The sequence below is a fragment of the Pseudomonas sp. JAI115 genome, from assembly GCF_014200835.1.
GTDB lineage: Bacteria > Pseudomonadota > Gammaproteobacteria > Pseudomonadales > Pseudomonadaceae > Aquipseudomonas > Aquipseudomonas putida_A.
The window spans coordinates 24958-46919 of the sequence record NZ_JACHCY010000023.1 but is presented as its reverse complement, the minus strand read 5'-3'; the positions used below and the strand labels follow the sequence as shown (position 1 = coordinate 46919).

19 protein-coding genes are annotated in these 21962 nt (G+C 60.6%); 13 read left to right on the top strand and 6 right to left on the bottom strand.

Features of this window, described 5'->3' with window-relative positions; all coding sequences use genetic code 11:
• Positions 1-583 precede the first annotated feature (583 nt).
• From HDC30_RS28190 to fabF, 4 genes are all read left to right on the top strand, one after another.
• A complete protein-coding gene (locus HDC30_RS28190) occupies positions 584-2578 on the top strand; it encodes a nucleoside-diphosphate sugar epimerase/dehydratase (protein WP_183786074.1) in 1995 nt (664 codons plus the stop codon).
• A 110-nt stretch (positions 2579-2688) separates the two neighbouring features.
• Positions 2689-3024 carry a helix-hairpin-helix domain-containing protein gene (locus tag HDC30_RS28185; RefSeq protein WP_183786072.1) on the top strand — a complete coding sequence of 112 codons (336 nt, stop codon included), beginning with the start codon at positions 2689-2691 and terminating at the stop codon, positions 3022-3024.
• Positions 3025-3236: 212 nt separating this feature from the next.
• Positions 3237-4034 (top strand): SDR family oxidoreductase, encoded by a 798-nt coding sequence (locus HDC30_RS28180; RefSeq protein ID WP_097088337.1) that lies wholly within the window; start codon positions 3237-3239, stop codon positions 4032-4034.
• Between the two features lie 17 nt (positions 4035-4051).
• Positions 4052-5326 (top strand): beta-ketoacyl-ACP synthase II, encoded by a 1275-nt coding sequence (gene fabF, locus HDC30_RS28175; protein ID WP_183786070.1) that lies wholly within the window; start codon positions 4052-4054, stop codon positions 5324-5326.
• On the opposite strand, the gene HDC30_RS28170 is transcribed toward fabF, so the two are convergent.
• From HDC30_RS28170 to eat, 3 genes are all read right to left on the bottom strand, one after another.
• A complete protein-coding gene (locus tag HDC30_RS28170; protein WP_115989193.1) occupies positions 5323-5880 on the bottom strand; it encodes a TetR/AcrR family transcriptional regulator in 558 nt (185 codons plus the stop codon). The genes fabF and HDC30_RS28170 overlap by 4 nt on opposite strands.
• Before the next feature lie 159 nt (positions 5881-6039).
• Positions 6040-6207 carry a DUF2897 family protein gene (locus HDC30_RS28165; RefSeq protein ID WP_003226857.1) on the bottom strand — a complete coding sequence of 56 codons (168 nt, stop codon included), beginning with the start codon at positions 6205-6207 and terminating at the stop codon, positions 6040-6042.
• Between the two features lie 127 nt (positions 6208-6334).
• Positions 6335-7699, bottom strand: coding sequence for an ethanolamine permease (gene eat, locus HDC30_RS28160; protein ID WP_027612450.1), 1365 nt, complete (start codon positions 7697-7699; stop codon positions 6335-6337).
• 399 nt (positions 7700-8098) lie between these two features.
• Here eat and kdpF point away from each other — a divergent pair, with 399 nt between their 5' ends.
• The 6 genes from kdpF (at position 8099) to HDC30_RS28130 (ending at position 16168) form a co-directional block, all read left to right on the top strand.
• On the top strand, positions 8099-8188 hold the full coding sequence (gene kdpF / locus HDC30_RS28155; protein WP_007963673.1) for a K(+)-transporting ATPase subunit F: 90 nt from the start codon (positions 8099-8101) through the stop codon (positions 8186-8188).
• An 8-nt stretch (positions 8189-8196) separates the two neighbouring features.
• On the top strand, positions 8197-9891 hold the full coding sequence (gene kdpA / locus HDC30_RS28150; protein ID WP_183786068.1) for a potassium-transporting ATPase subunit KdpA: 1695 nt from the start codon (positions 8197-8199) through the stop codon (positions 9889-9891).
• A 10-nt stretch (positions 9892-9901) separates the two neighbouring features.
• Positions 9902-11965, top strand: coding sequence for a potassium-transporting ATPase subunit KdpB (kdpB, locus tag HDC30_RS28145; RefSeq protein ID WP_183786066.1), 2064 nt, complete (start codon positions 9902-9904; stop codon positions 11963-11965).
• A 131-nt stretch (positions 11966-12096) separates the two neighbouring features.
• Entirely contained in the window at positions 12097-12642 is a 546-nt protein-coding gene (gene kdpC / locus HDC30_RS28140) for a potassium-transporting ATPase subunit KdpC (protein WP_108183417.1), read from the top strand.
• A gap of 130 nt (positions 12643-12772) precedes the next feature.
• Positions 12773-15424 (top strand): sensor histidine kinase KdpD, encoded by a 2652-nt coding sequence (locus HDC30_RS28135; RefSeq protein WP_183786064.1) that lies wholly within the window; start codon positions 12773-12775, stop codon positions 15422-15424.
• Between the two features lie 48 nt (positions 15425-15472).
• Positions 15473-16168, top strand: coding sequence for a response regulator (locus HDC30_RS28130; protein WP_096794947.1), 696 nt, complete (start codon positions 15473-15475; stop codon positions 16166-16168).
• Between the two features lie 119 nt (positions 16169-16287).
• Here HDC30_RS28130 and HDC30_RS28125 read toward each other — a convergent pair whose 3' ends face one another.
• Complete coding sequence (locus HDC30_RS28125; protein ID WP_047598663.1) at positions 16288-17325, bottom strand: patatin-like phospholipase family protein; 1038 nt, start codon at positions 17323-17325, stop codon at positions 16288-16290.
• 216 nt (positions 17326-17541) lie between these two features.
• Between HDC30_RS28125 and HDC30_RS28120 the strand changes: the two genes are divergently transcribed.
• The 3 genes from HDC30_RS28120 to HDC30_RS28110 all read left to right on the top strand — a co-directional run bounded on the left by HDC30_RS28120 (position 17542) and on the right by HDC30_RS28110 (position 19688).
• The gene (locus tag HDC30_RS28120; protein ID WP_007963692.1) at positions 17542-17820 is read left to right on the top strand and encodes a hypothetical protein; all 279 of its coding nucleotides are present in this window, start codon (positions 17542-17544) and stop codon (positions 17818-17820) included.
• 79 nt (positions 17821-17899) lie between these two features.
• Positions 17900-18667, top strand: a complete 768-nt coding sequence (locus tag HDC30_RS28115) for a CHAD domain-containing protein (protein WP_183786062.1) — start codon at positions 17900-17902, stop codon at positions 18665-18667.
• 226 nt (positions 18668-18893) lie between these two features.
• Entirely contained in the window at positions 18894-19688 is a 795-nt protein-coding gene (locus tag HDC30_RS28110; RefSeq protein ID WP_183786060.1) for an acyl-CoA thioesterase II, read from the top strand.
• Positions 19689-19693: 5 nt separating this feature from the next.
• Here HDC30_RS28110 and HDC30_RS28105 read toward each other — a convergent pair whose 3' ends face one another.
• Together HDC30_RS28105 and HDC30_RS28100 are read right to left on the bottom strand one after the other, a co-directional pair.
• On the bottom strand, positions 19694-20059 hold the full coding sequence (locus HDC30_RS28105; RefSeq protein ID WP_183786058.1) for an Mpo1-like protein: 366 nt from the start codon (positions 20057-20059) through the stop codon (positions 19694-19696).
• Between the two features lie 213 nt (positions 20060-20272).
• The gene (locus HDC30_RS28100) at positions 20273-21754 is read right to left on the bottom strand and encodes a methyl-accepting chemotaxis protein (RefSeq protein WP_183786056.1); all 1482 of its coding nucleotides are present in this window, start codon (positions 21752-21754) and stop codon (positions 20273-20275) included.
• Between the last annotated feature and the right edge of the window lie 208 nt (positions 21755-21962).

Below are 21962 nucleotides of genomic sequence, written 5' to 3'. Positions count from 1 at the left end.
GAGCGAAACCTTGATGCTGAAGGAAATCTGCGGATCGGGTTCTATTGCGTACGCTAATTTAAAGAACCAAAGGGAGGCCGTTGGCCTCCGACGATCACGAGGAGCAGGTATCCACTTTCTAACCATGTTGGCATTGATACCGTGACGCAGGGCTAAACTTGCCATCGACACGCTAGATTGCAGGCACTATTGGACGATCTGGGCGTTTAAGGATTTGGGAAAAGTAGTTTTCTGGCGCATGGTAATCATGACAAAGTGTAATAATTGGGGCTGGGAATTTCACGTGTCTAGGCTGCAGACGATTTTTGCACAGCGAAATGACATCACACGTACGCCACACAGAGATAAAAGGTTTCCTGATGCAACTGAAGGCCCCAAGTTGGGTCTGGGGCATCGAGGTGCCCTGAAAACGATCAATCGTAAAGTCATAGTGGAAGAGGACCTAGCTGACCTGAGGCGACGATTTCGGTCGTTTGTATCATTGGATTGGCTTAGAATTCGGCTTGTTTGGCTGGGGCACAGCCATGTTTTTGACCGGTGTTTTTTCAGTTAAACGGAGCAAGCTGAGGTGGCGGAAAGATATATGGATAGTGTGAGAGCTTTCTTGCTAGGGTTGCCTCGACGGCAGAAAAGGCTGATCCAGGTCTTCGCGGATGTGCTGCTGGTCTGGGGCGCCCTGTGGCTCGCGTTCATCGTTCGTCTGGGCATTGACGACATGTATAACCCGCTCAAAATCCATTTATGGCTTTTCGCCTGCGCGCCAGTCATTGCCATTCCATTATTTATTCGCTTTGGGATGTATCGCGCCGTCATGCGCTATTTTGGCAATGATGCTCTGGTCACGATTGTCAAAGCTGTCAGCTTGTCGTCTCTGATCCTGGCACTTGTCGTCTATTGGTATAGCAACCACCAGGCCGTTGTCCCACGCTCCATCATCTTCAATTATTGGTGGTTGAGTCTCGTCATCATCGGCGGCCTGCGCCTGTGTATGCGCCAGTACTTTATGGGGGACTGGTTTTCCGCTTCGCAGCACGTTCCCTTTACAAATCGCGATGACGGTCTAACCAAGGTTGCTATTTATGGCGCCGGAGTGGCTGGCAATCAGTTATTGGCAGCTTTGCGCATGGGGCGGGTACTGCGCCCTGTGGCGTTTATAGACGACGATCCCGGTATTTCCGATCGTTCGATTTCCGGACTTCAGGTTTACAAGCCCAAACACATTCAACAGATGATCGATGAAACCGGGGCTCAGGAAATTCTTTTGGCCCTGCCATCTTCAACACGTGCCCGTCGCCGGGAGATTCTCAATTTTCTGGAGGGTTACCCACTGCATGTTCGCAGTGTGCCCAACTTTACCGATCTGGCCAGCGGTCGGGTCAAGGTGGAGGACATTCAGGAAGTCGATATCGCTGATTTACTGGGGCGGGATGCTGTCCCCGCGCAGCCGGAACTTTTGCAGCGTTGTGTCAAAGGCAAAACTGTAATGGTTACCGGCGCCGGAGGGTCGATTGGTGCTGAGTTGTGTCGGCAGATTTTCGCCCTGAGACCGACAATACTCATTCTGTTCGAGCACAGCGAATTCAATCTATACAGCATTTTGTCTGAGCTTGAGCAGCGCGTTTCTCGGCAATCGGCACCAGTGCGGTTGCTGCCGATTCTGGGGTCGATCCGCTACCAGGACAAGATGCTTGATGTTATGAAAACCTGGCAGGTAGACACGGTCTATCATGCGGCGGCTTATAAGCATGTGCCTATGGTTGAGCACAATATTGCCGAAGGCGTGCTGAACAACGTGATCGGCACGCTCAATACCGCACAGGCGGCGCTGCAGTCGGGCGTATCGAATTTCGTGCTGATTTCCACTGATAAGGCTGTACGTCCTACGAATGTCATGGGAAGCACCAAGCGCCTAGCTGAATTGACGCTTCAGGCATTGAGTCGCGAGGTTGCTCCCGTTTTGTTCGGCGACAAGGCGAATATCTCCAGGGTCAACAAAACTCGCTTTACCATGGTACGGTTCGGCAATGTACTGGGTTCATCCGGCTCTGTGATTCCATTGTTTCACAGCCAGATCAAATCCGGCGGACCTATGACGGTAACTCATCCGAAGATTACTCGTTACTTCATGACCATTCCCGAGGCTGCGCAGCTAGTCATTCAGGCCGGCTCGATGGGGCAGGGCGGCGATGTGTTCGTTCTCGATATGGGCGAGCCAGTACGGATTGTCGAATTGGCAGAGAAGATGATTCATCTGTCCGGATTAAGTATTCGTTCAGAACGAAATCCTCAAGGCGACATTTCGATTGAGTTCACCGGTTTGCGCCCCGGTGAAAAGCTCTACGAGGAACTGCTGATTGGCGAGAACGTGGCCGCTACGGCGCACCCCATGATCATGACGGCCAATGAAGATCACTTGCCTTGGGATGTATTAAAAGACAGGTTGAGCGAATTGCTGAATGCGGTCGAAAAAGACGATTATTCCCGCGTCCGCCAGCTCTTGCGCGAAACTGTCAGCGGTTACACCCCCGATGGCGAAATCGTCGACTGGATCTACCAGCAGCGCCGCCTGGAACCCTGATTGTTTCACATCCTGTAATAGACGCATTTTTGACACCCGCCAACCATCGCCTAAGTTTGGAGAGCAGCTTCGGAAAAGCTGCTTTCCCAAACGATGATGGAGCGTCATTTATGCGTAACGGTTTTTTCTACTCTCTGGTTTTTGCTTTGCTCACCAGTGCTTCAATCGCTGTAGTGGCGGCACCTGCCGTTGTCCAGAACACGGATAAGGCTACGATGGTGAGCGATAACGTGACATTGCCGTCGAGTGAAAAGGTCGATCTCAACGGTGCCGACGCAGCCACTCTGCAAAAACAATTGGCCGGAGTCGGCGAGGCGAAAGCCAAGGCGATTATTGCGTATCGTGATGCTAATGGGCCATTCGCCTCGGTGGATGAACTACTTGAAGTGAAGGGCATCGGCAAGGCGATCCTGGATCGCAACCGCGACAAGCTGGAAGTGAACTAAGCTGATTATTCAACGCCAAGGGGCCGGTCATTGACCGGCCTTTCTGCTTTCTGGTGGTAGAGATGCGACAGAGGGAGTGGCGTCGCGTTTGTCGGTGAGCTGAAAATTATGGGTATCATATTGTCTTTGGATTATGCCTATAATAATTTCCGTCACCTCCAGGCCAGTGAGCGTTGGAGGCCTATCTCCCAATATGTTTCAGGAGCGCTCTCATGAGTTCAGTCCAGTCTCAAGGTACCGCTGTCGTCACTGGCGCATCGTCCGGTATCGGTGCCATCTACGCGCAGCGGCTGGCAGCGCGTGGTTTTGATTTGCTGTTGGTGGCACGTGATCAACAGCGTCTGGAAACCGCTGCGAACCAGTTGCGCGAGGCCCACGGTGTAAAGGTCGAAGTGCTCAAGGCCGATCTGACGCAAAAGAATGATGTCCTCAAACTCCAGCAACGCCTGCGCAGTGATTCGAGCATCAGCCTGTTGGTGAATAACGCGGGGGTCGCAGCCGATGGTTTGCTGGCCAATTCCGATGCCGAGCAACTGGAGCGTCTGATCCAGTTGAACGTCACCGCGGTGACGTTGCTGGCGTCGGCGGCTGCCGCCAGTTTCGCCAAGGCCGGACGCGGCACGATCATCAACATCGCCTCGGTGGTGGCGCTTTTTCCTGAACGCTTCAACGCGACCTACAGCGCCAGTAAAGCCTACGTGTTGAGCCTGACTCAATCGCTCAACGCCGAGCTCGAAGGCACTGGCGTAAAGGTGCAAGCGGTGTTGCCTGGCGTTACCCGCACCGAAATCTGGGAGCGTTCCGGCATCGACGCCAGTGGCATACCGGCGGAGATGGTGATGGAAGCCGGCGAGATGGTCGACGCGGCACTGGCCGGCCTGGATCAGGGCGAGTTGATTACCATCCCGTCGCTGCCTGACGAGGGTGAATGGCAGGCCTTTGTGCGTGCACGGCATGTCATGGCACCGAATCTGTCGCGCAGCTCCGCGGCCCAACGCTACAAAAATTGATAAGAGGTAACTGCGGTATGAGTCAGCGTCGAATTGTTGTCACCGGTATGGGCCTGGTTTCGCCTTTGGGCAGTGACGTCGAGAGGGTCTGGCAGCGCTTGCTCGCCGGGCGCTTGGGCTTGCGCAATTTGCCGGAGGCGGTGAGCGCAGATCTGCCGACCCGGGTCGCCGGGATGGTGCCAACGGCGGCGGATGACGTCGAGGCCGGTTTCGATCCGGATCTTGCCACGCCGCCCAAAGAGCAGAAGAAGATGGATCGCTTCATCCTGTTCGCCATGGAAGCGGCGCGCCAAGCGTTGGCGCAAGCCGGATGGCAGCCGTCCGAGGCCAAGGATCAGGAGCGCACCGCGACCATCATCGGCTCCGGTGTTGGCGGGTTCGGTGCAATCGCCGACGCCGTACGCACCACCGACAGTCGTGGCCCGCGTCGGCTGTCGCCGTTCACCATTCCATCGTTTCTGGTCAATCTGGCGGCCGGTCATGTGTCGATCCAGCACGCTTTAAAAGGCCCGCTCGGCGCACCGGTGACTGCTTGTGCTGCCGGGGTCCAGGCAATCGGCGATGCTGCGCGGATGATTCGTGCCGGTGAAGCGGATATCGCGGTTTGCGGCGGCGCGGAAGCCTGCATCGATCGGGTCAGCCTGGCCGGTTTTGCCGCGGCGCGAGCGTTGTCCAGCGGTTACAACGACACCCCCGAACGTGCCTCACGACCCTTTGATAGCGGTCGCGATGGTTTCGTGATGGGCGAGGGCGCCGGTCTGCTGGTGATCGAATCGCTGGAGCACGCGCTGGCACGTGGCGCGCAGCCTTTGGCTGAGCTGGTCGGTTACGGCACCACTGCCGACGCCTATCACCTCACCGCCGGGCCGGAGGACGGCAGCGGTGCACGACGGGCGATGCAGTTGGCGCTGGCTCAGGCGGGTGTTGCGCCAGATCAGGTGCAGCATCTCAATGCGCATGCGACCTCGACGCCGGTGGGCGATCTTGGTGAGTTGGCAGCGATCAAGGCGCTGTTCGGTACGGAGAATAAAATCGCCGTGACTTCGACCAAATCCGCCACCGGGCATTTGCTCGGCGCTGCCGGCGGGTTGGAAGCGATCTTCACCTTGTTGGCCATCCGGGATCAGGTCGTCCCGCCGACGCTCAACTTCGACAATCCCGATCCGGCGAGTGCGGGTGTAGATATCGTTCACGGTCAGGCGCGGTCGATGCCAATCGAGTATGCCCTGTCCAACGGTTTCGGTTTTGGCGGAGTGAATGCCAGTTTGCTGTTCAAGCGCTGGCAGGCTTAGTCCTGCGATTGCTTGAGGTGATCGCGCGTGACGTCGAGGATGCGTTGGGCAAGCTCGACGTCAGCGACACTGCGTGACAGCAAGAGCGCGCCGACCAGCGTCGACATGATGACAATGGCCCGGTCGGCGTTGTTGTCGCCCTCGAGGGTGCCTTCGATTTGACTCAGTCGGGCATTGAGTACCGCATCACTGGTCGGGCTCGGCTGGCCGCGCAGACCCAGCTCTGAGGAAATGGTCAGCAGCGGACAGCCTTCGTGCGGGGAGGTCTGATGCCATTCGGACAGGTAGGTGTCGATAAACGCCTGCAGCGGCTGTTCCTTGGCAAAGATCTCGGCGCACAGACCATCGACTTGATTGCTTGCCTCCTGCAAGGCTTTTTCGACCAGTTCGTCCTTGGATTTGAAGTGTGAGTAAAAGCCGCCGTGGGTCAGCCCCAGTGCTTTCATCAGGGGTTGCAGACCGGTAGCACCAATGCCGTCTCTGCGAAATCGCGCCGAGGCTTCCTTGATGATCCGCTGATGGGTTTGAGCTTTATGATCTTGCGAGTAACGCATGTGGAACTCTCCGCAACAAGACCACCATCTTAACCAAGGTAAATGACATGGTGACTGTACTTCTACTTCTTAAAAGCGCGCCGCTGAGTCCAACACGATCCTTGGAGTTAATACTCCGCACAAAAAACAAACCCCGCCGATTCAGGCGGGGTTCTTCGTTCAGCGATCCTGCGCGTCTTTGATGTCCGCTTCGGCGTTGCGCTGTGCAACGCGTTTGCGTTCTTCATCGGTCAGTTCAACCTTGTTGGCGGTGTCGCGCAGCATCATCAATCCGCCAACGATCGAGCCGATTGCAACGACCAGAATCAACCAGGCATACCAGGGCATAACGGCTCTCCTTAATGGCAGCTCGGCGGGCGAGGGTTTCGCCAGCGACGCTGCATACCACTTTGAGCGAAGTGAGTTCGCAGTGGTTCCATTCTAGGCCGGTTAAGCCCGGTGTACCCGAAATCCCTCAGCGGCCGGTCAGCATCGCATCGGCCGGAGCGTCAGCGCGCAGTTGCCCGGTGAGCAGAAAGTAGCCGAAGCCGACCGCCATGAAGCCAAGGAAAATCAGCCCGATCAGTGCATTGAACCAGGCCATGGCGATCAGACACACCACCGCCAGCACCAGTGCGATCAGCGGAATCAGCGGATAGCACGGCGCACGGAAAGTCCGCTCGAGATTGGGTTCGGTTTTGCGCAGCTTGAACAGGCTGAGCATGCTCATGATGTACATCACGATCGCGCCGAACACGGCCATGGTGATCATCGCCGCAGTGAGGGTCATGCCGCCGAGGTTGATCAAACCATCGCTGTAGATCGCGGCGATGCCGATGATGCCGCCGGCGATGATCGCCCGGTGCGGGGTCTGGAAGCGCGAGAGTTTCGCCAGCGACGCCGGCAGGTAACCGGCGCGGGCGAGGGCAAAGAACTGCCGCGAGTAGCCGAGGATGATCCCGTGGAAACTCGCCACCAGCCCGAACAGGCCGATCCACACCAGCATGTGCAACCAGCCGGAGTTGTCGCCGACCACGGTTTTCATCGCCTGCGGCAGCGGATCGTTGATGTTCGCCAGGGTGCGCCAGTCACCGACGCCTCCGGCAAAGAACATCACGCCCATCGCCAGCAACACCAGGGTCAGGATCCCGCTGATGTAGGCCTTGGGGATCGTGCGTTTGGGATCCTTGGCTTCTTCGGCGGCCATCGCCGCGCCTTCGATGGCGAGGAAAAACCAGATCGCAAATGGAATCGCGGCGAACATCCCGGCAATCGCTGGCGGCCCGAACACATCGGAACCGGCCCAGCCATTCAGGGCAAAGCTACTGAAGCTGAACGCCGGTGCGACCACACCCATGAACACCAGCAATTCGATCACCGCCAGCACGCAGACGATCAGTTCGAACGTCGCGGCCAGTTTCACCCCGAGGATGTTCAAAGTCATGAACACGATATAGGCGCCGACTGCCGCGTGTTTCGGGTCGAGCGCTGGAAATTGCACATTCAGGTAGGCGCCGATCGCCAGCGCAATCGCCGGAGGTGCGAAAACGAATTCGATCAGCGTGGCCAGCCCGGCGATCAGCCCGCCTTTCTCACCGAACGCACGACGGCTGTAAGCGAACGGCCCGCCGGCATGGGGAATCGCCGTGGTCAGTTCAGTGAAGCTGAAGATGAAACAGGTGTACATCGTGGCGACCATGAACGAGGTCACCAGAAAACCCAGCGTGCCGGCCACGCCCCAGCCGTAACTCCAGCCGAAATACTCGCCGGAAATCACCAGCCCGACGGCGATGCCCCACAGGTGCAAGGTGCCCAGCGTGGGTTTGAGTTGTGTGTTCATGCGCTTGCTCCCGGAACGGTTTGGAAAGCTCGGGTGAGGGCGTGTGCAGCGCGCGTGCCATTGCTGGGAGTCAGGTCGTAATGCGCTGAAAGCTGTCGTATCGGGGATGTTCGCGGCTGGATGAGTGTTTTTTGTGCGCCAGTTGGGTGCGATGTTGTCGGTTATGCCGTCTTCGCGAGCAAGCCCGCTCCCACAGGGGAATGCATTTCAAAATGTGGGAGCGAGCCTGCTCGCGAAGAGGCCAGCCCATACGGCGCAAAACCCCGCTGTAACGCCAGCATAAACCCACTCTTTACGCTTTCTTTATGCCTAGCTAACCCCCTCGGTCTCGTTCCTTTACAGCCTCTTTTCGGACAATGCCTCCACACGCGGCAATACGCCGTAACACGGAGATCTTCCATGAGCGTTCTGGACGGGGTGTCCCTGCTGTTGGCAGCCGGGCTGTTCATTTATCTGTTGGTTGCGCTGTTGCGCGCGGACCGGAACTAGGAGCGGCTATGCACAGTTATGAATATTGGCTGATCCTCGCGTTTTTTGCGGTGGTCTTGCTGCCGGCGCCGTTCCTCGGGCGCTTTTACTACAAGGTGATGGAAGGTCAGCGCACCTGGCTGACACCGATTCTCGGCCCGGTCGAGCGCGGTTGCTATCGGATTGCCGGGGTGGATCCGCAGGCTGAGCAGAGCTGGCAGAAGTACACGCTGGCCTTGCTCGCGTTTAACCTCGCCGGTTTCCTGCTGCTGTTCGCGATCCTGTTGTTTCAGGATCACCTGCCGCTGAACCCGCAAAACCTGCCGGGCCAGGAATGGACTCAGGCGTTCAACACCGCGGTCAGTTTCATGACCAACACCAACTGGCAGTCCTACAGCGGTGAAGCGACCCTCAGCTATCTGAGTCAGATGGTCGGCCTTACCGTGCAGAACTTCGTCAGTGCCGCCACCGGTCTCGCCGTGCTGGTTGCGTTGTGCCGTGGCATCGGTCGCAAGTCAACCAAGACTCTGGGCAACTTCTGGGTCGACATGACCCGCGCCACCCTCTATGGCCTGCTGCCGCTGTGCCTGCTGCTGGCGCTGTACCTGGTGTGGCAGGGCGTACCGCAGACCTTCGCGCAATACGTCAATGCCGTCACCATGCAGGGTGTCGATCAAGTGATCCCGCTCGGCCCGGCGGCCAGCCAGATTGCGATCAAGCAACTGGGTACCAACGGCGGTGGCTTCTTCGGTGTGAACTCGGCGCATCCGTTTGAGAACCCGACCGCGTGGAGCAACCTGTTTGAACTCGCGTCGATCATCCTGATTCCGGTAGCGCTGGTGTTCACCTTCGGTCATTACGTGAAAGACCAGCGTCAGAGCCGCGCGATCATCGCCTGCATGCTGGCGCTGTTCCTGATCGGCGGCGCGACTTCGCTGTGGGCCGAATATCAGCCCAACCCGGCGCTGAACAATGTTGCTGTCGAACAGACCGCGCCGCTGGAAGGCAAGGAAGCACGCTTCGGTACCACCGCCACCGTGCTGTGGTCGGTGACCACCACCGCAGCGTCGAACGGTTCGGTCAACGGCATGCACGACAGCCTCAACCCGCTTAGCGGCATGGTGGCGCTGGTCAACATGATGGTCGGCGAAGTGATCTTCGGCGGCGTCGGTGCCGGGCTCTACGGCATGTTGCTTAACGTGCTGATCGCGGTGTTCCTCGCCGGCCTGATGATCGGCCGCACCCCGGAATACCTGGGCAAGAAACTGCAGGCGCGGGAAGTGCAATTGCTGGTGGTGACCTTGCTGGTGATGCCGGTGGGCGTGCTGGTACTCGGCGCCATCGCGGCGGCTTTGCCTGGCCCGGCGGCGACCATCAGCAACCCCGGCCCGCACGGTTTCAGCCAGTTGCTCTATGCCTACACCTCGGCCAGCGCCAACAACGGTTCGGCGTTCGGTGGCCTGAGTGCCAACACCCCGTTCCACAACCTGATGCTCGGTCTGGGCATGTTGATCGGTCGCTTCGGTTACATCCTGCCGGTACTGGCCCTGGCCGGCAGCCTGGCGATGAAGAAAACCGCACCGATCGGCCAGAACAGCTTTCCGACCCACGGCCCGCTGTTCGTGACCCTGTTGACCGTGACCATTTTGTTGGTGGGCGGCCTGACCTTCCTGCCGACTCTGGCGCTGGGGCCAATCGCCGAACACTTGAGCATGGGCTTCTAAGGAATCGATCATGAATATGCATGTTCCTGCAAAACCTGCGGTGCCGACCCAGTCGGCAGAAGCACCGAAAACCGCGATCTCGGCCCTGTGGCGTCCGGCGCTGGTGCAAGCCTTCGTCAAGCTCGACCCGCGCCAACTGGTGCGTTCGCCCGTGATGCTGGTGGTCGAACTGACGGCGATTTTCACCACCGTGCTGTGCTTCATCCCGGACAACGTCGTGCCGACGTTCGTCGCCGCGCAGATTGCTCTGTGGCTGTGGTTCACCGTGCTGTTCGCCAACTTCGCAGAAGCCTTGGCCGAAGGTCGCGGCAAGGCCCGCGCCGACAGCCTCAAGGCCGGCAGCGAAGGCCTCAGCGCGCGGCGCAAACTGGCCAATGGCAGCTTTCAGGTGGTACCCGCCGCCAGCCTGCGCAAAGGCGACGTGGTGCGCGTCGAAGCGGGGGAGATGATCCCCGGTGACGGCGAAGTCATCGAAGGTATTGCCGCGGTCAACGAAGCGGCGATCACCGGTGAATCGGCGCCAGTGATTCGCGAGTCCGGCGGCGATCGCTCCGCGGTTACCGGCAACACGCGTCTGGTGTCCGACTGGCTGCTGGTGAAGATCACCGCCAACCCCGGTGAATCGACCCTCGACCGTATGATCGCGCTGGTCGAAGGCGCCAAACGCCAGAAGACCCCGAACGAAGTCGCGCTGGATATCCTGCTGATCGGCCTGACCCTGATCTTCCTGCTGGTGGTGGTGACCCTGCAGCCGTTCGCCCACTTCGCCAACGGCAGCCTGCCGCTGGTGTTCCTGGTGGCGCTGCTGGTCACGCTGATTCCGACCACCATCGGTGGCCTGTTGTCCGCCATCGGTATTGCCGGGATGGATCGACTGGTGCGGCTGAACGTGATCGCCAAATCCGGGCGCGCCGTGGAGGCGGCCGGTGACGTGCACGTGTTGCTGCTGGACAAGACCGGCACCATCACCTTCGGTAACCGCCGTTGCAGCGCGGTGTATGCGGCGCCGGGCGTGAGTGGTCGCGAGTTGGCCGAAGGCGCGTTGTTTGCCTCGCTGGCGGACGAAACCGCCGAAGGCAAATCCATCGTCGAGTACCTGCGCGGTCTGCATCCGCAAACCGAGCCGGCACTGGATACGTTGACTGCCGTGCCGTTCAGTGCGGAAACCCGCTTGTCCGGTGTCGACTATCAGGGCCGCGTGTATCGCAAGGGCGCAGTCGATTCGCTGCTGTCGTTCCTCGGTCAACAACGCTCCGATCTGGCCCCGGCGCTGTCGCGGGAAATCGACAAGATCGCGCAGAGCGGCGGTACGCCGTTACTGGTCTGCGCCGACGGCAAGCTGCTGGGTGCGATCCATCTCAAGGACGTGGTCAAGCCAGGCATTCGCGAGCGTTTCGCCGAGCTGCGCAAACTCGGGATTCGCACGGTGATGGTCACCGGAGACAACCCTCTGACCGCGGCGGCCATCGCGGCTGAAGCGGGCGTCGATGACGTGCTCGCCGAGGCCACCCCGGAGAAAAAACTCGCACGTATCCGTCTTGAGCAGAACGACGGTCGTCTGGTCGCCATGTGCGGCGACGGTGCCAACGATGCCCCGGCGCTGGCCCAGGCTGACGTCGGCATGGCGATGAACGACGGCACGCAAGCCGCACGCGAAGCAGCCAACATGGTCGACCTCGACAGCGACCCGACCAAGCTGCTGGACGTGGTGCAGATCGGCAAGGAATTGCTGGTGACCCGTGGTGCGCTGACGACGTTTTCCATCGCCAACGACGTGGCCAAATACTTCGCGATTCTGCCGGCGCTGTTCGCCGCGATCTATCCGCAACTGGGCGTGCTGAACATCATGCACTTGACCAGTCCGCAGAGCGCGATCCTCTCGGCGATCGTCTTCAACGCCTTGATCATCGTCGTGCTGATTCCACTGGCATTGCGTGGCGTACGCGTACAGGCAGCGAGTGCCGCGGCACTGCTGCGGCGCAACCTGCTGATCTACGGACTGGGCGGGATTCTGGTGCCGTTCGTGGGGATCAAGGCGATCGACATGCTGCTCACGGCTTTGCATTTGGTGTGATCCATTCGCGAGCAGGCTCGCTCCCACATTTGCAATGCGGCCTCCTGTGGGAGCCAGCCTGCTGGCGATGAAGTCGACTCGGTCCACCTGAATTAACGCGGTATCCGCTTTCTGAATTCGAGGATTTTGCAATGTCCACAATGATACGTCCGGCCCTGAGCCTGCTGGTGCTGATGACCCTGGTCACCGGCGTGGCCTATCCACTGGTGGTGACCGGCGTTGCGCAGGTCGCTTTCCCTGAACAGGCCAACGGCAGCCTGGTGCACGATGCCGATGGCAAGGTGCGCGGCTCGTCGCTGATTGCCCAGGATTTCGTCGGTGATGCGTGGTTTCATCCGCGTCCTTCGGCGGGCGCCTTCGCGACCGTTTCCAGCAGCGCCAGCAACCTCGCGCCGAGCAATCCGGCGCTGGCCACTCGGGTAATCGACGACGCCAACAAGTTGCAGGTGCCCGGCCAGGGGCCGGTGCCCTTGGCGCTGCTGACCACCTCCGGCAGCGGCCTCGATCCGCACTTGCCACCGGCGGCAATTGCCTATCAACTGGCGCGTGTCGCGCAAGCGCGCAACCTGCCTGTGTCGACTTTGCAGCAACTGCTCGATGCGCACATCGAACAGCCGCTGGTGGGGCCGCCGGTGGTGAATGTGCTGGAGCTGAACATGGCGCTGGAAAAACTCTGAACCGGCGGCGCGGCCATTCGCGAGCAAGCTCGCTCCCACAGGAATACGTGTTCCAAATGTGGGAGCGAGCCTGCTCGCGAAGAGGACCGAAAGAACACCGCATAACTATCTGGAAGAGAGAACATCAAGCATGAGCGACTCCGGCCGCGCCGACGCGCTGTTAGCAGACCTGCCCCGCGACGGCCGTGGCCGGCTGAAGATTTTCCTCGGCGCCGCCCCCGGGGTCGGCAAGACCTACGCCATGCTCCAGGCCGCGCACACGCAATTGCGCCAGGGCGTGAAAATCATCGCCGGTGTCGTCGAAACCCATGGCCGTGCAGAAACCGAAGCGCTGCTCGGCGGTTTGCCGCAGCAGCCGCTGGTGCGCTCGGAATACCGTGGCGTGATGCTCGAAGAAATGGACCTCGACGGCCTGCTCGCGGCCAAACCCAAGCTGGTGCTGGTGGATGAGCTGGCGCACACCAACGCCCCCGGCAGTCGCCACGCCAAGCGCTGGCAGGATATTCAGGAACTGCTCGCCGCCGGCATTGACGTCTACACCACGGTCAACGTCCAGCACCTGGAAAGTCTCAACGATCAGGTGCGCGGCATCACCGGCGTGCAGGTGCGCGAAACCCTGCCGGACTGGGTGCTGCAGGAAGCCTACGAACTGCTGCTGATCGACCTGCCACCGCGCGAGCTGCTGGAGCGTCTGCGCGAAGGCAAGGTCTACGTGCCAGAACAGGCGCGGGCGGCGATCGATGCGTTTTTCACCCAGACCAACCTCACCGCGTTGCGCGAGCTGGCGATGCAAACGGCGGCCGCGCAGGTTGATAACGATCTCGCGCAAGGCTATCGCCAACTTGGTCAGGCAGCTCCGGCGGTGCGCGGGCGTTTGCTGGTCGGCGTCGATGGCGATGCGCATGCCGAACGCCTGGTGCGTCACGCCAGCCGCGTGGCCCAGCGCCGTCATTTGCCGTGGAGTCTGGTGCATGTCGACAACGGCACGGTGCGCGACGAGCAATCGCGCCTGCGCCTGCAAAATGCCCAGCAACTGGCTGAACGCCTCGGCGGTGAGGTGGTGTTGTTGCGCGCCGGCGAAGTGGCGAAAACCCTGATCCAGCATGCCGCCGAACGCCGTGCGAGTCTGCTGCTGGTTGGCCAGTCGCGGCCGAGTCTGCGCCGTCGCCTGTTCGGTGGTGGGCTCGCCGCGCGTTTGCTGCGCCAGGCCCACGGCCTGGAAATCAACGTACTCGATAACGATCATGAACACCCGCAACTGCGCCTGCGAACGACGCCGACGCTGGTCTGGTTCGACTATCTGTTGGCGCTGGTTGCCACGCTGCTGGCCAGTGCGCTGGCGTGGGCGGTATCGAGTATTTTGCCGCTGCCGAACATCTCGCTGGTGTTCCTCGCGGCGGTGTTGCTGGTGGCGGTGCGCAGCAGTCTGGGCCCGGCGCTGGCCTGCGCGGCGTTGTCGTTTCTGACCTACGATTTTCTGTTTATTCCGCCGAATTTTTCCTTCGCCATCCAGCGCGAAGAAGACGTTTTGACCTTGCTGTTCTTCCTGCTGATGGCGGCGCTCACTGGCAACCTCGCGGCGCGTCAGCGGCGGCAGTTGCAGGCATTGCGCGATACGCAAGAAGAGACCACGGAGCTGCTCGACCTGTCGCGCAAACTGACTGCGGCGACGGACCGCCAAGCGGTGGTCAGCGCTGCGGCGCAGCACCTCAACGGCTGGAGCGATCTGCAATTGTGCCTGCTCAACCGCGACGGCCAGGGCGGCTGGAAAGTCGAGACCGGCGGGCCTCTGGAATTCAGCGAATCCGAACGCGCCGCCGCCGACTGGGCCTGGCAACACGATCAACCGGCCGGCATGGGCACCGGTACGCTGCCGTTCGGTCGCTGGTGGTGGTGGCCGCTGTCGGTGGAGGACGGGCCGCTGGCGCTGCTCGGGGTCTGCGCCAAAGAAGGCCAGACCTTGAGCGGACAGCGTCGACGCTTGCTCACTGCCTTGAGTCAGCCACTGGCTCAGGCACTGGCCCGTGCGCAACTGGCGGACGATCTGGAAGCTGCGCGCCTGCACGGCGAAACCGAGCAATTGCGCAGCGCGTTGCTGGCCTCGGTGTCGCATGATTTACGCACACCGCTGACCGCCATGCGCGGCAGCATCGACAGCCTGCTGGCGCTCGGCGAAGCCATTCCGTTGGAGGATCGCCGCGAGTTGCTCGAAGGCACCCGCGACGAAGCCGAACGCCTCGACCGTTACATCCAGAATCTGCTGGACATGACCCGCCTCGGCCACGGTGCATTGAAGCTCGCGCGCGACTGGGTAGCGCCGGCGGACATCGTCGGCAGTTCGCTAAATCGCCTGCGTGCGGTGCTTGCGCCGTTGCAGGTCAGCACCGACGTGCCGTCCGAGTTGCCGCTGCTGTTCGTGCATGCGGCGCTGATCGAGCAGGCGCTGGTCAATGTGCTGGAAAACGCTGCGCGCTTCTCGCCGGTTCACGGTCGTTTGCAATTGAGTGCTGGTGCCAATAACGAAGAGATCTTCTTCACAGTCAGCGATGAGGGGCCGGGGATTCCCGAGGACGAGCGAGCGAAAATTTTCGACATGTTCTATACCGCCGCCCGTGGTGATCGTGGCGGGCAGGGCACCGGTCTGGGGCTGGCGATCTGTCAGGGCATGGTCGGCGCGCATGGCGGGCGCATCAGCGTCGCCGACGGCATCGACGGGCGCGGCACCAGCATCACCCTGCACCTGCCGTTGCAGACGCAACCGGGGATGGACAATGAAGCCTGATCGCGACTGCGCTACTCTCTTGCCAATCTTTTGTGGTGATGTGAATTCATGAGCCAGACCGCGACCATTTTGGTCATCGATGACGAACCGCAGATCCGTAAATTCCTGCGCATCAGCCTCGCCTCACAAGGCTACAAAGTGCTCGAGGCCGGCACCGGCGCCGAGGGGCTGGCCCAAGCGGCGCTGAACAAACCCGACCTGCTGGTGCTCGACCTCGGCCTGCCGGACATGGACGGCCAGCAGGTGCTGCGCGAGTTTCGCGAGTGGGCCACCGCGCCGGTGCTGGTGCTTTCGGTGCGGGCCAGCGAAGGGCAGAAAGTCCAAGCGCTGGATGGCGGCGCCAATGACTACGTGACCAAGCCGTTCGGCATTCAGGAATTCCTCGCCCGGGTCCGTGCGCTGTTGCGTCAGGCACCGGCCGGCGAGGCCCAGCAAGCAGCGCTGACGTTCGGCCCATTGACCGTGGATCTGGCCTATCGACGAGTGCTGCTCGACGGTGCCGAAGTGGCGCTGACTCGCAAGGAATACGCAGTGTTGGCGCAACTGGCACGGCATCCGGGCCGGGTGATCACCCAGCAGCAATTGCTCAAGGACATCTGGGGGCCGACGCATACCGAGGACAGTCACTACTTGCGGATTGTGGTCGGGCATTTGCGTCAGAAGCTGGCGGATGATCCGACGCGGCCGCGGTTTATTGTGACGGAGGCGGGGGTTGGATATCGGTTGTTGAGTGATGTTGGCTGATCTGGCCTCTTCGCGAGCAGGCTCGCTCCCACACTGGATCTGCGTCGTTCACAAATCCCCTGTGGGAGCGAGCCTGCTCGCGAAGATGTCATCAAACACACCCGAGAAATCAGGCCCGATCAACCCTGCTCACTCTCATACCGATCCAGCGTATCCCGCGCAATTTCCCGTCCCAGCGCGATCAGTTCCGGCGCCTTGTAGAACTCGAAAAACCGGCACACGCGCTTCGGCACGTTGATCAGGATGTCCGGCGGATAGCCGGCGATCTTGTACTGCGCCAACGAGGTCTGCATCACCTCGAAACTCTGGTTGATCAGGTCCAGCAGTGACGCCGGCCCGACGTTGTCGATGATGAAAGAACCGGTGGCGGACTTCGGTGCGCCTTCGCGCTCAGGGGCGGCTGCCGGTTGCTGACTTTCCGGCTCGCTGCCTTCCAGCCACGGGTTGATGTCGGCGGCTTCGGCGCGCAGGGCTTCCTGTTCGAGCAACAGCAATTGTTCGGCCTGTTTGCGGCGGAACGGCATCTTCGAACCCAGCGAACTGAGCAGGCTGTCGAAGCGTGAACGAAACGCTGGCGGGCGCTGGATCACCGGTAATTTGTAGTGGCGCTGGTTGGTCGCGTTGAGGTTGACCGCGATGATCAGGTCGCAGTGGCTGGACACCACCGGCACGATCGGCAACGGGTTGAGAATGCCGCCGTCCACCAGCATCCGGTTGCCCTGCATCACCGGGGTGAACAGGCTGGGAATCGCCGCCGAGGCGCGCATTGCCTGATGCAGACAGCCTTCCTGAAACCAGATTTCCTGCTGGTTGGTGAGGTCGGCGGCGACGGCGGTGTAGGGAATGCGCAGGTCTTCGATATTGATCTCGCCGACGATCTTGCGGATCTGCCCGAAGACCTTTTCGCCACGAATTGCGCCGAGGCGAAAACTCACATCTACCAGCCGCAGCACATCCAGATAGTCGAGGGTTTCGATCCAGGTGCGGTACTCGTCAAGTTTGCCCGCCGCATAGATCCCGCCGACCACCGCGCCCATCGAACAACCGGCAATGCAGGCAATGTCGTAACCGCGTCTTTCGATCTCCTCAATGACTCCGATATGGGCGTAGCCCCGGGCGCCTCCGGAGCCCAGCACCAGTGCGACACGCTTTTTCATCAAACTTCCTCCCGACAAGGCTCCACAATGCACCCTTCGGGGGGCGGGCGACAATCGGCAGGGTCGCTGGAGACGGCAGGGGCGTCGTTTTTTCGATACTCCGTGACCGCTCGGCGCTATGCTTTGGTCGCCGCAGATTCATGGGGCGCCAAGGCACTTTTCCCGCGTCGCAACGTCTTACCTGCACGACTGTTGACCTATTTTGAGGTGTGAGTGATGAAAGCCTGGATCTGTGTGCCGTTGATCGCGCTGGCATTGGCCGGTTGCGCGGGCAAGACTGCTTATCGGGACAGCTGTGGCAGTCAGCTGGATGCGGCGTGGCATGAACTGGACCTGGCCAAGGCCGAAGGTTTCGCCGGCACAGTCAGCTACTCCAAGGCGCTGTCGTTGCTGACGGCTGCCAAGACTCAGCAGCAATTCGAAGGCTTTGAAGGCTGCAGCAACAAGGCCGAGAAAGCCCGTTTCTATATTCGCGAATCCCGCGCCGGACGCTAAGCTGCTGACCTGACGCAAGGATGCGTCTGCCTTGCAGCGGCAGACTGGTCTTTCAAGCCATTTGAATCAGGAGCAAGCGATGTCTGGGTTGGTTGACCGGTTGGTGGCTCATGTCCTGAGCCTGGAAGTGCGGCTGCTGGCCTGTCAGGCGCGCCTGACTGCGCGGACCGACCCCGAGGCGCTGCACGACTTGCGCACCACGGTACGGCGCTTGCGCAGCCTGTTGCGACCCTTGCGTGGTTTGCCCGGAGTCGAGCAACTGGAAGTGGCGGCATCTGCGGTGGGGCAGTTGACCACCCCGTGGCGCGATCGCGAGGTGTTGGCCGCCTACCTGCTCAAGCACGATCAACCGCAAGCCGCACAGCGACGCATGGCGCAAATGGACGAAGCCTATCCAGCATTGGCAGCGAGCGCCGAAGTGGCTTCGCTGCTGATCATCCTCGATGCGTTCCCGCGATTCCTGCGTGCTTCCGAGCGCCAGGGCCTGCTCAAGGGTCTGGGCAAGCGCATCGAAAAACGCCTGCACAAACAATGGAAAAAACTCGACGAGGCCTTGCACGATCCGGCCCACGACCGCCATCGTCTGCGCTTGCTGATCAAACGCGTGCGCTATGGCATCGAAGCCTATCCGGAACTCGATCGCCTGCCTGAGCCGGCGCTGGCGCGGTTGAAGTCGGCGCAGGGCGCGTTGGGTGACTGGCACGATTGCTGGCAGTGGCTGGCGCGGGCCGAACTGGAAAGCGATCTGCAACCCTGCGTCGCGACCTGGCAGGCGGGCCTGATCAAGGCTGAAGCCAAGGCGGATCGGGTGCTGGAAAAACTCAGCGCTGCCTGCTTCAAATCCTGAATCCACTCAGATCCCCTGTGGGAGCGGGCTTGCTCGCGAAAGCGCTGTGTCAGTCACAGATATGTCTACTGATACACCGCTTTCGCGAGCAAGCCCGCTCCCACGTTCGAATTACTTCCTGACTTTAAGGCCTTTCTGTCAGTCCATTTGACCGGAATAGACGCTGCGGCGCTCTGCCATGCTGGTTAAGATCGCTGCATTCCTTTTTTCGCTTGCCGAGGTTGTCATGCGCTTTTCCGATCTGATCGAGGCGGTCCGTCGCCAGCCAGAAGTGACCATTCCCGCCGAGTGGGGTCAGGGGCGAGCCAGTTTTGGTGGCCTGGTGGCGGCGCTGCAATACGAGACCATGCGCGCGAATGTGCCGGCGGATCGCTCGGTGCGTTCGTTGGCGATCACTTTTGTCGGCCCGGTCGAGCCGGAAATTCCGGTGCGTTTCGAAGTTGACGTGTTGCGCGAAGGCAAAGCGGTCAGCCAAGTGCTGGGCCGGGCTGTGCAGAACGGTCAGGTAGTGACGATCGTGCAGGGCAGCTTTGGTGCTTCGCGACCTTCGGAAGTCGCAGTCGAGGCCTATCCGGCAGCTGAAATGAAACACTGGGAAGAATGCCAGGAGTTGCCCTACATCAAGGGCGTGACCCCGGAGTTCATGCGTCACCTGGCGATGCGCTGGAGCGTTGGCGGCATGCCGTTCACCGGCAACAAGTCGCGACAGATGGGCGGCTGGGTGCGTTTGCGTGGCGATGTGAAGGAAGAGCCGGTCAATGAGGCGCATCTGCTGGCGCTGGTGGATGCGTGGCCACCGGCCTTGTTGCCGTACCTGAAGAAGCCGGCACCGGGCAGCACGCTGACCTGGACTATTGAATTCGTGCAGCCGTTACGCGAGTTGAGCACGCTGGACTGGTGCAAATACTTGGCAGACATCGAATACGCCGCCGACGGCTATGGCCATGTCGCCGCCAAGCTGTGGAGCGCGGAGGGAGAGTTGATCGCCATGAGTCGGCAGACCGTGACGATTTTTGCCTGAATCACTCAATGCCGACGGTGGCGCTCACGCCAGGCGCGCCACCAGTCGCCACTGAGGAAGAACCGTGGAAAGGTCAGAAACTGCTCGACCAGCAAGCGCGACACGGCATCTTTACGATCACTGAACGGCTCGGAGGCTTGCGCCTCCAGGCTGTGGCCGTGGCGCTGCAGACCCAGCGCCGCGACGATACCGATCACACCGATGGCAATACTGGCCAGACTCAAGCTGAACACGCCGGACACGATCAACAGAAATGCAACGATGAACAGCGGCACGGCAATCAGGTGCAGCACCAGATTGGTCGGGTGCTGGTGATTGTTCGGGTACGCGCGCCATTGCCACGCGGGAAGATTGGGGTGACGTTTGCCCATGTTGACTACTCCTCGATCCATGTTGAACACATGCTTGAAGAATAGGCCGGGGCGGGTGGGGCGGCGAATCAAGGTTGGCTATGGTGGTGATAGGTGCAATGGCTGGATTCGATGGTGTTGCAATTGACGCCATCGCGAGCAGGCTCACTCCTACAAAGGATCTGCTGCGCACACAAATCCCCTGTAGGAGTGAGCCTGCTCGCGATGAGTCCCTTAAAGTTTGAGTTGACCGATGGCCTTGCTCAATTCCCCGGCCAACGTTGCCAACTCATTGCTGGTGGTCGCTGAATCCACGGTCTGCTGCACGGTGTTTTCGGTCACATCACGAATGCTCACCACCGCCCGATTCAACTCTTCCGCGACCTGACTCTGCTGCTCGGCCGCCACCGCAATCTGCGTGTTGCTCTCGCGCATCTGCGCCACCGCGCCAGTGATTTCCGCCAGCGCCTCGCCAGCCTCCTGCGCCTGCTGCACGCAGTCGTCGGCCTTGTACGAACTCTCCTGCATGAAGTCCACCGCATCGCGGGTGCCGGCCTGCAGCGCCGAAACCATGGTGGTGATTTCATCGGTGGAGGTCTGCACGCGCTTGGCGAGATTGCGCACCTCGTCGGCGACCACCGCAAAACCGCGGCCCATCTCGCCGGCACGGGCCGCTTCGATGGCGGCGTTCAGCGCCAGCAGATTGGTCTGTTCGGCGATGCTGTGGATCACACTGACTACGCCGTTGATCTTCTGGCTGTCTTCGGCCAGGCGCTGGATCATTTCCGCAGTCTGCTGCACACCGCTGGAGAGTCCGGCAATCGACTGTTGCACGCGGCTGACCACTTGCTGGCCACTGCCGGCCAGACCATCGGCGGTCTGCGACAGGTCGCGGGTGGCACCGGCGTGCTGGGCGATGTGGTAAACCGTGGCGGTCATTTCATTGATCGCAGTGGCGGCCTGATCGGTTTCGCTCTGTTGACCGAGCATGCCGTGGCGCACTTCGTTCATGCTTGCTGCCAGACGCGCAGCGCCGACGTCGAGTTGCCGCGCGGTGTTGGCGACCGTGGTGACCACGCGCTGATAACCGGCCTGCATCGCGTTGAACGCATTGGCCATTTGCCCGACTTCGTCCTTGCAGGCCAGCGGCACACGGGCCGAGAGGTCACCACTCTTCTCTACATGCAGCATCACGTCTTTCAAGGTGTTGAGCTGACTGAGCAGGAAGCGGATCAGCAACTGTGAGGCGCAAAGCATGGCGAACATCAGGATGAACACCGCCACGGCGTAGTTGGCAAAACGTTCACTGAACACTTGCGCCAGGCTCGGGCCATAGGCGATGACCGCGACTTGCTCGCCGTCGCCACGACTGAACACTTCAGCGCCCAGCAGCGGGTTGCTGCCGAACAGCGGCAGATGATTGATCTCGTTCCAGCCGTTGCTATCGCTGATCTCCAGCAGCGGTTGATCATTAAGGCGCGGCGCTTCCCCGCGTTTGAAGGTCAGTACCTGATCGGCCTTGGGCAGCGCCTGCCCAGCCGGCCAGGCCTTGAGCAATTGCGCCTGGGCCTGTGCGGAAGCCTGTGAGACGTGGCTGCGTGCCTGCTGCTCAAGCTGCACGGCATACAGCACCAGCAGCAGGGTGGTGACGAAAGCGACCGCATTGACCGCCCAGAATTTGTATTTCAGCGAGATATTGCTAAGCCAGGCACCCATGGAGGTCTTCTCTGATAGCGGAAACAGTTTCGGCAAGGTGCCAGCATTGTGCCGCTATGCAGATCTGAAGATCTTGATACATATCAAAAGAACACATCGCCCCCCTGTGGGAGCGAGCCTGCTCGCGAAGAGGGCGTGTCAGCCAACATCATTGACATTTGAACCACCGCTTTCGCGAGCAAGCCCGCTCCCACAATGGGATTTGAGG